At 75.5% G+C, this 10,900-nt stretch carries 8 protein-coding genes and 1 pseudogene; 2 read left to right on the plus strand and 7 right to left on the minus strand.

Going from position 1 to position 10,900, the window contains the following annotated elements:
* The 3 genes and pseudogenes from PYV61_RS13290 to PYV61_RS13300 all read right to left on the minus strand — a co-directional run.
* Positions 1 to 549 (minus strand): annotated as a pseudogene (locus tag PYV61_RS13290) (hypothetical protein); the annotation flags it as partial.
* 226 nt (positions 550 to 775) lie between these two features.
* Entirely contained in the window at positions 776 to 1,855 is a 1,080-nt protein-coding gene (locus tag PYV61_RS13295) for an ATP-dependent 6-phosphofructokinase (protein WP_275832266.1), read from the minus strand.
* A gap of 99 nt (positions 1,856 to 1,954) precedes the next feature.
* Positions 1,955 to 4,876, minus strand: a complete 2,922-nt coding sequence (locus PYV61_RS13300) for a M14 family zinc carboxypeptidase (protein ID WP_275832268.1) — start codon at positions 4,874 to 4,876, stop codon at positions 1,955 to 1,957.
* A gap of 180 nt (positions 4,877 to 5,056) precedes the next feature.
* Here PYV61_RS13300 and PYV61_RS13305 point away from each other — a divergent pair, with 180 nt between their 5' ends.
* Complete coding sequence (locus tag PYV61_RS13305; RefSeq protein WP_275832270.1) at positions 5,057 to 5,491, plus strand: prepilin-type N-terminal cleavage/methylation domain-containing protein; 435 nt, start codon at positions 5,057 to 5,059, stop codon at positions 5,489 to 5,491.
* 194 nt (positions 5,492 to 5,685) lie between these two features.
* Here the strand turns inward: PYV61_RS13305 and PYV61_RS13310 are convergent, their stop codons facing one another.
* From PYV61_RS13310 to PYV61_RS13325, 4 genes are all read right to left on the minus strand, one after another.
* A complete protein-coding gene (locus tag PYV61_RS13310; RefSeq protein WP_275832272.1) occupies positions 5,686 to 6,555 on the minus strand; it encodes an ElyC/SanA/YdcF family protein in 870 nt (289 codons plus the stop codon).
* A 10-nt stretch (positions 6,556 to 6,565) separates the two neighbouring features.
* Complete coding sequence (locus tag PYV61_RS13315; protein ID WP_275832273.1) at positions 6,566 to 7,735, minus strand: DEAD/DEAH box helicase; 1,170 nt, start codon at positions 7,733 to 7,735, stop codon at positions 6,566 to 6,568.
* Positions 7,736 to 7,747: 12 nt separating this feature from the next.
* Positions 7,748 to 8,563 (minus strand): alpha/beta hydrolase, encoded by an 816-nt coding sequence (locus PYV61_RS13320; protein WP_275832275.1) that lies wholly within the window; start codon positions 8,561 to 8,563, stop codon positions 7,748 to 7,750.
* Between the two features lie 104 nt (positions 8,564 to 8,667).
* Positions 8,668 to 9,813, minus strand: a complete 1,146-nt coding sequence (locus PYV61_RS13325; RefSeq protein ID WP_275832277.1) for a hypothetical protein — start codon at positions 9,811 to 9,813, stop codon at positions 8,668 to 8,670.
* A gap of 284 nt (positions 9,814 to 10,097) precedes the next feature.
* Here PYV61_RS13325 and PYV61_RS13330 point away from each other — a divergent pair, with 284 nt between their 5' ends.
* Positions 10,098 to 10,667, plus strand: a complete 570-nt coding sequence (locus tag PYV61_RS13330) for a Spy/CpxP family protein refolding chaperone (protein WP_275832279.1) — start codon at positions 10,098 to 10,100, stop codon at positions 10,665 to 10,667.
* Positions 10,668 to 10,900: the final 233 nt, after the last annotated feature.

The following is a 10,900-nucleotide window of genomic DNA, read 5'->3' on the forward strand; positions in this document are numbered from 1 at the left end:
GGGGGGCGCCACGCGCGCCGGCGCGGCGGCCGCCGGGCGGCGGGAGCGCGGGTCGCGGCGCACCGAGTCGGCGGGCGGCTGGAGGGCGATCGCGGCGGACTCCACGGCCTCGACGGCCTGGGGCTCGACCCAGTCGCCGTACTCGCCGACGTCCGCCGACGGGCCGCCCGGGCGCTCACGGCGGCCGCGGTCGCGGTCCTTGCCGCGCTCCTTCCCGTTCACGTAGTCGTCGCCGAACAGCACGCGCCCGTTGGCGGGGCGGTTGCGCACCGCGACGCTGCACTCCGTCGGGGCCGGCTGCTGCGCGGGCGGGACGTCGTTCAGCCAGATCCGGCACATCCCCGGCGGCGGGCGGTGGCTCGCCGGTACGGCCGCCGTGTCCGCCGCCCGCGCGCGCTGCGCCTCGCCGTCGGACACGAGGTCGCGGACGGACGGGCGGGTCGGGAACTTGGGGAGCTTCGGCGGCTGCGCCTGCGCGGCCCCGACCGTGAAGGTCAGCGCCGCCAGCAGCCCCAGCACCGGGCGTCCCACCTCGAACCAACGGGCCATGCACACCTCTCGACGACTCGGCGGGGCCCGGGGCGGGCCCCCACCCCGTCCGAGGCAGGGGGGGTGCCACCGACCGACGGCCGCACGATGGCGCCCAAGTCGTTAGCGGATGGGTACTTCCATGGATGCGTCCGGCATCGGCGACCGGAGGACGTCCGGCCACGGGGACAGCCACGTCCCGAGGTAGGGACGATCCGCCGCGGGCCGGGTCATCCCCACGCCCCGCTCAGTCGCCGAAGCTGATCCCCATCTCGCGGGCCGTCGTCACGATGTCGCCGTCGGGATCGACCCGCTTCTCCGAGCTCAGCACCTCGGGGATCGGGACGAAGACGATGTGCGGCGACTGGAGCGCCACCATGTGCCCCCACTTCTCCTCCTCGATCGCGCGCACCGCGGCGCCGCCGAAGCGGGTGGAGAGGAGCCGGTCGTAGCCCGTCGGCTGCCCGCCGCGCTGCAGGTGGCCGAGGATGAGCGAGCGCGTCTCCTTCCCCGTGCGCTCCTGGATGATGCGGGCGAGCGGCTCGACCACGCCGCCGACGCGCTTGGCCTGCCCCGGCAGCGACTCGCCGATGATCGAGGTCGACCCGCCGACCGGGGCCGCGCCCTCGGCCACCACGACGATCGAGAAGCGGCGCCCCGAGCGCTCGCGGGCCACCACCGCCTCGCAGACCTTGTCGACCGAGAACGGGATCTCGGGGATCAGGACGATGTCGGCCGTCCCCGCCACGCCGGCGTAGAGCGCGATAAAGCCGGCGTCGCGCCCCATCACCTCGATCAGCATCACGCGGTCGTGGCTCTCCGCCGTCGTGTGCAGCTTGTCGAGCGCCTCGACGACGGTGCTGACGGCGGTGTCGAAGCCGAACGTGTTGATCGTGCAGGGGACGTCGTTGTCGATCGTCTTCGGGACGCAGACGACCTTCATCCCCTTGTTCACGAGCTGCTGCGCGATCTTGAGCGAGCCGTCGCCGCCGATCGAGATGATCGCGTCGATGCCCAGCGCCTTCGCGTTCGCGATCAGCTCGTCGGAGCGGTCGACGTACTTGATGGACCCGTCGGCCTGCGCGACCGGGTAGTTGAAGGGGCTGCCGCGGTTGGTGGTGCGGAGGATCGTGCCGCCCATGTGGGCGATCCCGCGGACGGAGTCGCGGGTGAGCGGGATGACCTCGTCCTCGCCGAGGAGGCCGGCGAACCCGCGCTTGATGCCGAGCACGTCCCAGCCGCGCTGGAGGGCGGCGAGGACGCCGGCGCGGATCACGGCGTTGAGGCCCGGGGCGTCGCCGCCGCCGGTCGAGATGGCGATGCGCATCGATCGGGAGGGGGTGGGATCGGCCCACAAGCTAACCGGCGCCCGGGGCCCGGCCAAACGGACGGGTTCCGGGCGCCGGCAGCGTGCGGGCGGGTCCGACTACTGGCGCGTGCCGCCGGGGGTGCGGGCGCCGGCGCCGGCCGCCGCCGTGGCGCGGGCCGGGGCCGCGGTCGCGCTCGACAGCGCGTTCCAGTTGGCGATCGCGTTCAGCGCCAGCGCCCACGAGCCCTGCGTCTGGTGGCGCCAGAACGGGCGGATGGCGAACGACACCACGTGCCCCTGCCCGAGCGGCGCGTCGACCACCGCCGGGCGGCCGAGCAGCTCCTGCGGGTTGTTCAGCATCCCGGAGATGCGCAGCGAGTCGACGTTGTCGTGGAAGCGCAGGACCACGCGCGGCCGCGCCCGCTCCTGGGCCGCGAGGATCGACGGGTCGACCCCCTCGGGCGCGGCGCCGCCGCCCCCGCCGCCGCCCCCGAACCCGCCGCCGATCTGGAGCAGCGGCGTCTGGTTGAAGTACACGGGCATGCTCGTGCGGTCGTCGTACCCGTAGAGGATCGGGCTCGCCGCCACGGGCTGCGCGCGGAACACGGCGCCGCGCGCCTGCAGCGTGCGCGCCTGCACCTCGGTCACCTGCGGCGTCATCCCGGTCTCGATGGGGAGGCGCGACGTCGACCCCTCGACGAGCAGCAGCCCGCCGCGCTCGACGAAGCGGCGCAGCGCGGCCGCGCCCTCGAGCCCCATGCCGGGGCGCTGGTCGTCCGTCTCGTCCCACTTGCCGAGGTGCGGCGTCTCCTTCGTCGCGCGCCACGGCACCGCGGGGCCGGTCATCGGGCGGCCGTTGACGATCGTCATCCCCCCCTGCCCCGAGTGCGGGAAGACGACCACGTCGTAGCGGTCGAGCGCCCCCGGGTTCCGCAGCTTCTGGTCGGCCATGTACGTGTACGGCACGCCCATCTGGTCGAGGGCGAAGCGGACCCACCCCTCGTTCTGCGTCTCCTGCCAGGTGTGGACGTACGCGATGCGCGGGAGGGTGACGGCGTGCGCCTTCACCGCCGGCGCGCCGGCCACCGCCACCGCCTCCAGCCCGAGCGCGCGCACCGCCTCGGCCCCCTTTGGCGACTCGACGAGGAAGGTGCCGGCCGGGAAGGTCGCGCCGCCCGCGGTGAACGCGCTGTCGGCGACGCGCACGCGCCCGCCCGCCTTCCACGGCAGCACGGCCGAGCGCCAGTCGCCGAGGTGCCTCACGATCAGCGTCGCGCCCTCGCCCGTCACGCGGCCGGCGACCGTCGGGTCGGCGCCGAGCAGGCGCATCGGGCGCGTCAGCACCGCCGAGTCGGCGACGGTGTGCGTGACCACGTGGCGCAGCTCGTCGAGCGTCCAGCCGGTGTCGTCGTACGGCGACGGGTCGGTGGGCTTGTACGTCTGCGTGGCGAGCAGCGTGCGCGGGAGCTGCGTGTACGGCTGGTCCATGCGCACGATCCAGTCGCCCGCCTTCACCTGCACGGGCGTGGTGCGGAGCTGCACCGGGCGGTCGGCGCGCGGCGCGGGGCTGCGCCCCTCGACGACCTTCGGCATCGCGTTGACCGTGAAGTCGCCGGTCGCCTCGTGCACCTCGGTCGCCGTCAGGCGCAGCAGGTTCACGAAGTCGGCCGCCTCGGCGGCGTGCCGCTGCCCGCGCGGGATCACGAACGCGTACGGCGCCTCGGTGCGCCCCTTCCGCGTCTGGCGCTCGGCCTTCGCGGCGTAGTTCTCGAGGAACGTCTCCTTGTGGTCGCCCACGTACTTCAGGGCGATCATGACGCCGCTCTGCTGGTAGTTCACGTTGGAGCGGATGCACCAGCGCACGCCGTTCACGGCGGGGTTGGGGCGGAACCACTCCTTCTGCGTCTGCGCGTCGCCGAGGTTGACCGTGTGGCAGCCGGCGCCGCTCGACGTGTAGGTCTCGTAGAAGCGGCCGAGCGCGTTGTGGAAGTTGGAGATCGCCAGCATGTAGTTGGGCGCCCAGCCGTCGTAGAAGCCGTGCGTCCAGACGCCGGGGAGCCCGCGCCGCGTGAGCTCGTTGATCTCCTGGTACGCGAGCTGGTGCCACTCGTTCACCTGGATCGGGTCGAACTGGTCGTTGTACGGCCCGGTCCCGGTGCTGGTGTAGAGGAAGGGCACCGACTCGTGCAGGTCGTGCGTGATGATCGGCTTCCAGTCGAGGAAGCCCTTCAGGTAGTTCTGGGTGATCTTCTGCGAGATCACCATGCCGTCGCGGTTGTTGTCGTGCGCGGTGTACTTGCCCCAGTACACGAGGTTGCGCCCCGTCGGCCCGAGCTTCAGGCGCTCGCTCTGGTTGTAGACGTCGACCATGCGGTCGCGGCCGTCCACCTCCTGCACCGGCGTGATCAGCGTGATGACGTTCTCGCGGATGCTCTTCGCGTACACCCCCTCGTCGACGGCGAGGCGGTACGCCATCTCCATGAGCATCTCCGGGCTCCCCGTCTCGGGGGAGTGGATGGAGCCGAGCACCCAGTAGATGGGCTTCGCCTCCTTGATGAGGCGCGCGCGCTCCTCGGCGGTGAGCCCGCGCGGGTCGGCGAGGCGCGCGCTCATGCGCTTGTAGTCGTCGAGGCGGGCGAGCGTGGCCTCGTCGGCGATCGCCATCACGATCTCCTCGCGCCCCTCGTCGCTGGTGCCGAGCGAGAAGATCTTGGTGCGCGGCGACTTCTCGGCGAGCGCGCGGAAGTATTTGTTCACCTCCGCGACGTGCGTCAGCTTGCCGACGGTGCCCGGGACGTAGCCGAGCACCTTGAGCGGCGTCGGGACGGTGGCCGACGCCGGGAGGTAGTCCACCAGCTCGGTGGTGAACGTGTAGCGCGGGTCGGTGGGCGTGAGTTCGCGGATGACCCGCGTGTAGGCGGTGTCGATCGCCTGGCTGCCCTGCTGCGCGGCGAGCCGGGCGGGGACGGGGGCGGCCGCGGCGGCGGCCAGGAGGGCGAGGGCGGCGGGCCCGCGCGGGACGGGGAGGGGGCGGCGCATGGGGCGTTTCCCGGTGGGAGGTCGGGCCAACATACCGCAGGCGCGGGGGCGGGCAACCGACGTCGGACTACGCGCCCCGCGAGCCGGGCGCTGCGATGCAGCGTCGGCGCCGCCTCGCGCGGCGACGGGGCGCATCGCCCCGACACGGCACGCGCGCGCTCCGGGTGGCACCGTGCGGCCATGCGCTCCCCCGCCCCGCGCCGCCGTGGCGTCACGCTCCCCGAGCTGGCCATCGCGACGACGCTGCTCGGCCTCCTCGCCGCGTTCGCGTGGCGCGCGATGGGGCCGATGCTCGACGCGGCCCGCGTGCGCACGGCGCGCGACGAGCTGCGTGCCCTGTTCGCGACCGCGCGCGGGCTGGCCGTACTGCGCGGCGAGCGGGCGGCGGTGCGGGTGGACGCGGCGACGGGGACGGCGACCGTGCACCTGCGCGGCGACACGGCGGCGCGGCGGGCGCTGGGCGCGCAGTACGGCGTGCGGCTGGAGCCGTCGCGCGACTCGATGGCCTACGCGCCGTCGGGGCTCGGGTGGGGCGGCGCGAACCTGCGCGTGATCGTGCGGCGCGGCGCGGTCGCGGAGACGGTGGTCGTGTCGCGCCTGGGGCGCGTGCGGTGACTCACGGGTCCGCTCAACAGCAGGGAGAACGGATCGATCGGATGCGTGCGGATTCGACGGATCGCTCCTCGAGTCTCCAGGCGCCCATCCGCCGAATCCGTTCCGATCCGGACCGATCCGATTCCCTGCTGTTTGGACTCCGCCGTATCGCGACGTGCGCAGGGCGCATCGAGCGCGGCCCCCGGATCGTTCCGCTAGACCCAGCCGCGCGCCTTGTAGTACATCCACCCCGCGGTCTCGTACGCCCAGAGCCCGAACGCGCGCAGCCGCTCCTCGGCGCCCGTCAGGGGGCGCGGGCCGGTCAGGGAGAGCTCGCGCGAGGGGGCCGGGGCGCAGCGGACGGCGACGCCGGCGCGGGCGACGGCGGCGCAGGCGCGGCGGGCGTGCAGAGGCGACGTGACCACCGCAAGGCGCCGCCAGCCGTTGGCGCGGGCGAGGGCGGCGACGCGCACCGCCTCGTCGCGCGTGTTCGTCACCGAGTCGAGCAGCGAGAGGCGCGCGTCGAGCCCCGCCATCGCGGCGAGCGCGCGCTGGTCGTCGGCCGACGACTCGGCGCCCTCGCGCCCGCGGTTGCGCACCACGCTCATCACGAGCGGGAGGTCGGCCTGCCGCGCCAGGCGGAGGCCGTGCAGCAGCCGCTCCGGCGCCTGCCCCGACACCAGCCCGGCGTCGGTCACCGCGCCCGAGAGCACGAACACCGCGTCGGCGCCCATCGCGTCGGGGGCGGCGTCGGACGCGAGCCGGCCGGCGACGAGCGGGCGCACGAGCGGCGTCGCGGTGACCGCGATCAGCCCGACCGTGGCGATCGCGCCGGCGATCCACACCGCCGCGAGCCAGGAGCGCCAGCCGAGCAGCGCGCCGGCGAGCGCGACGAACGGGAGCCCCGCGAGCTCGGGGATGCCGACGGCGTCCTGCACGCCGAGCCGGCCGAGGGTGGACCAGAGGAGGACGGCGAGCACGGCGCCGCGCAGGGCGCGGCGGGTGGGGCTGTCGTGCACCGTGCCGGCTGGGCCGCGGTACCCGGCGCGCGGGCCGTAGCCCGAGGAGCGGCTGCTGGAGAACACCGGCGCCCCCTCAGTCGGCGACGAACGTGCCGAAGTCGAACCCGGGCACCGAGATGCGCGGGATCTCCTGGCCGATGACGCGCTCGATCAGGCGCACCGTCGCGATCTCGTCGGGCGCCATGAACGTGTACGCGTCGCCGGTGGCGGCGGCGCGCCCCGTGCGGCCGATGCGGTGCACGTAGTCCTCCGCCTGCTCCGGCACATCGTAGTTGATCACGTGCGTGATCCCCGAGATGTCGAGGCCGCGCTGCGCGATGTCGGTGGCGACCAGCACGCGCACCGCGCCGCTGCGGAAGTCCTCGAGCGCCTGCGTGCGCTGCACCTGCGACTTGTCGCCGTGCATGGCGACGGCCGTGATCCCCTCGGCCTCGAGGTGGCGCACCACGCGGTCGGCGGCGGGCTTCGTGCGCACGAAGACGAGCACCGTGTCCATCTCGGGCTTGCGCAGCAGCGCCGCGAGCAGGCTGCTCTTGCGGTCGCGCGGGACGGGGTAGACGGCGTGCGTGACCGTGCGCGTGGCCGTGTTGCGGCGCCCGACCTGCACGACCACCGGCTTGCGCAGGTACTTGCGCGCCAGCGCCTCGACCTCGGGCGGCATGGTGGCGCTGAAGAGCAGCGTCTGGCGGTAGGGCGGGATGCGCTCGACGACGCGGTTGATCTGCGGCGCGAATCCCATGTCGAGCATCCGGTCGGCCTCGTCGAGCACGAGGATCTCGAGCTCGTCGAACACCACGTTCCCCTTCTCGAGGTGGTCGAGCAGGCGGCCGGGCGTCGCGACGACGACGTCGACGCCGCCGCGCAGCGCCTCCTCCTGCGGCTCGTACGGGACGCCGCCGTACACCGGCGCCACGTCGACGTCGGCGTGGACGCCGTAGGTGCGCACGCTCGCCTCGACCTGCACGCACAGCTCGCGCGTGGGGGTGAGCACGAGCGCGCGCGTCCGCCGCGGGCCGCCGAGCAGGCGGTGCACGACCGGGAGGGAGAAGGCGGCCGTCTTGCCGGTCCCCGTCTGGGCGAGCCCCATGACGTCGCGCCCGCGCAGGACGAGCGGGATGGCCTGCGCCTGGATCGGCGTCGGGCGCTCGTAGCCCGAGTCGGCGACGGCGCGCAGGACCGGCTCGGCGAGCCCGAGGTCGGCGAAGGTCGGGAGCGGGGCGTCGTCCGCCGGGGGGCTGGTCATGGGGCGGGTAAGCTAGCCGGGGCCCGACGGCGGATGCCACCACGCCCGCGCGTCCTCGACCACGGCGCGCACCACGAGCTCCGGCACCTCCTCGGCGAGCACGTGCCCCGCGTCGGGGACCTCGTCGAGCCGCAGCCGCGGGATCCGCTCGGCGTGCGCGCGCAGGTGCGACCCCGGGACGAGGTGGTCGCGTCCGCCGAGGATGGCGTGCACCGGGCAGGCGAGGCGCGACAGCTCGGCGGGGCGGGCCAGCTCCCACTCGAAGGCGTGCGCGACGAGGCGGGTGGCGCGCGCGAACGCCGGATCGGCGGTGGGGGCCCAGTACTCGTCGACGTCGCGGTCGGTGGGCGCGCCGATGGCGCCGTAGCCGGTGCGCAGCCCGAGGCCGATGACGGCGCGGGTGGCGAGGCGCGGCAGGAGCGGGTCGAGAAGGCCGGGCGTCAGCCAGCGCAGCAGCCGCGTGCGCGGGATGGCGCCGAAGCCGACGGGAGCGAGGAGGACGAGCCCGACGATGCGCTCCGGCGCCTGGAGGGCGGCCCGCACCACGACGCCGCCCCCCATCGAGTGGCCGACGAGCACGACGCGCGCGAGGCCGAGCGCGTCGAGGACGGCGAGCAGCCAGCGCCCGAGGGCGTCGGGGGCGTAGTCGGCGAGGGCGAGCGGCTTGTCGGACCAGCCGTGGCCGCGCACGTCGGGCGCGTACACGTCGCAGCCGGCGTCGGCGATCTCGCGCAGGACGCGGTTGTAGCTGTACGCCGAGCAGCCCCAGCCGTGGACGCAGACGACGACCGGCGGGTCGACGGCGCCGTCGGGCGGGGGGCAGTGCACGACGCGCGCGCGCTCCCCCCCGGCGAGGGTGACGAGACGGACCTCGTGTCCCGGACGGCCGGCGGGGAAGACGGCGTCGTCGGGGAGGCGTCCGGGGAGGCGCGTCAGACCAGGACCGGCGGGCGGCCGGCGAGGCGGGCGACCAGCGCCAGGCGGAAGGTCACGTCCGCCTGCCAGCTCGCCTTCTCGTCGGGCGGGCCGAGCGGGGCGATCGGCCAGGTCAGCGGGTCGGCGGGCGGGGTGCCGAGTGGGCGGGTCCAGCGCCCGTCGGCGTCGCGCAGGTCCAGCAGGTGGTCGAGCAGCGCGCGCCAGGGCTCGTGCCGGCGCAGGAGGCCGAGCCGGGCCAGGATCTCGAGCCACGCCAGGACGCGGGGGAGCGACTTGCCGTCCGGCTCGGTGACGTCGGCGAGCGGGTCGCCGAGGACGAGGCGGGGGTTCGGGACGGCCGTCTTTCCGACGCGCTGCTTGACCGCGCCCGCGGGGGCGGGCTGGGTGAGGAAGGTGGCGAGCCTGCCGAGGTCTTCCGTGCGCTCGGTGCGGAAGATCGGCATGTGGGCGAGCATCACCAGCATGTCGATCGACGGCGGCGCGGCCGTCTCGGGGAGGGGCGAGGCGGTCGCGTGATCGCCGCGCACCCAGGCGGCCACCCGGTCGAGGATGCGGATGGCCGCGCCGCGCAGCCGCGGGTCGGTCTCGAGCCCGAGGTGGGCGAGGGCGGAGGCGGCGGCCTCGCGGAGGCGGTGGCGGCCGTGCGCGGCCGCGGCCGCGTCGGCACCGTCGCCGGCCAGCTCGTAGAGGAAGCGCGGGTCGTCGTCCTGCGCGAGCAGGCGGAAGAGCGGTCGCCGGGCGTGCCAGAGCGGGGGCGCGTCGACGGGCCACCCGTACTCGACCAGGCGGCGCACGGCGGGGACGGTGCCGACGCCGGCGAACGCCGGGTCCTCGGTGCGCGGGAGCGCGAGCATGCCGCCCGGCCAGGTGCCGTCTCGGCGCTGCGCGAGGGCGAGGCGCACGGCCGGGCGGTGGCCGAGGGCGATGCGGTGGGCGTCGGCGATCCCGCTCTCCCCGAACCCCGCGAACTCGAGCAGGGCGCGGGCGCGGACCGCGTAGCTCGCGTGGTCGAGGAGCCAGCCGAGCGGGACCGCGACCGGCGGCGGCGGCGGCGGCCGGACGATCGGGGGCGCCGGCGGGGGGGCGGCGGGGGTCTCGCCGAAGTCCAGCGGGTCCGTCGGAGGGGTGACGGGTGCGGTCACGGGCGCAGGCACTGGGTCGGACGGCCGGTCTCCGCCGTGGCCGGCAGGCCCTGCGGCGGCGAGGCCAAGTTACGTCGTTTGCGGCGGGGCGCCAGCCGCGGTCCGTCGTGCGGGTGGGCTTAACGGCCGGCGTCGGCGAACGTCTGTATGGGCGTGAACGCAGTGGTCGCGCCCACGGCAGCCGCCGGTGTGGCGCGATGCAGTACCGCAACTGGCGCAAGACGCAGGCCGGTCCGACAATCGGCCTCCGGCGACGACGCCCACGTCTCAGGAGCACCGCCACGATGAAGTCCCTCGCCCTCCGCGCCCTCTCGATCGGCACCGCCCTCTCCGTCGGCGCCGCCCTCGTCGCCCAGGCCCCGACGCGTACCCCCGACCAGCCGCCCCGCCGCGCCGAGCAGGGCGCGCCCCACGAGGGGCGTGAGGGGCGCCGCGGCCCCGGCGGCGGGCCGCTCTTCCGCGACATCACGCTCACCGAGCAGCAGCAGACCCGGGTCCGCGAGATCCAGCAGCGCTACGGCCAGGAGCGCCGCCAGCTCGCCGAGCAGGCCCGGGGCAGCCGCCCCGCCCGCCCGCAGGGGCGCGACGCGCAGCGGCCGGACAGCGCCGAGCGCGCCAAGTTCCGCGCCGAGCGCGAGGCGATGCGCGGCCGGATGCAGCAGCTGACGGAGCGCCAGGTCGCCGACCTGCGCGCCGTGCTCACGGGCCAGCAGGTGGCCACGTTCGACCGCAACGTCGGCGCGATGAAGCAGCGCATGGCGGAGCGCGGCGCGAAGGGCGAGCGCGGCGGCCGCCGCGGCCCGGCGCGCGTGTTCGACCGCGGCTTCGATCGCGGCGCGCACCGCGGCGCCTGACCGCGCAGCCGAACGCACGACGACGCGGGGCGGTCCGGCGATGCCGGGCCGCCCCGCGTCTCGTCGGCCGCCGCCGCGCCCACGTCCGTGCGAACGCTCTCCTTGTGGCGGCGTCGGGCGCGGCGGCATCATTCCGCGCGTGACCGCCCCCTTCCGACGACACGGCGCGCCGCGAGGCGTGCCGGCGCGCGCGAGCGACCGCGCGCCCCACGCGCGCTGCCCGCGCTGCGGCG

Origin of the sequence: Roseisolibacter sp. H3M3-2 (assembly GCF_029211165.1) — a bacterium.
Taxonomy (GTDB): domain Bacteria; phylum Gemmatimonadota; class Gemmatimonadetes; order Gemmatimonadales; family Gemmatimonadaceae; genus Roseisolibacter.

Excerpts from the sequence above, each read along its gene's own strand:
- PYV61_RS13295 (WP_275832266.1), bottom strand. The coding sequence starts at position 1,855 with ATGCGCATCGCCATCTCGACCGGCGGCGGCGACGCCCCGGGCCTCAAC.
- PYV61_RS13300 (WP_275832268.1), bottom strand. The coding sequence starts at position 4,876 with ATGCGCCGCCCCCTCCCCGTCCCGCGCGGGCCCGCCGCCCTCGCCCTC.
- PYV61_RS13305 (WP_275832270.1), top strand. The coding sequence starts at position 5,057 with ATGCGCTCCCCCGCCCCGCGCCGCCGTGGCGTCACGCTCCCCGAGCTG.
- PYV61_RS13315 (WP_275832273.1), bottom strand. The coding sequence starts at position 7,735 with ATGACCAGCCCCCCGGCGGACGACGCCCCGCTCCCGACCTTCGCCGAC.
- PYV61_RS13330 (WP_275832279.1), top strand. The coding sequence starts at position 10,098 with ATGAAGTCCCTCGCCCTCCGCGCCCTCTCGATCGGCACCGCCCTCTCC.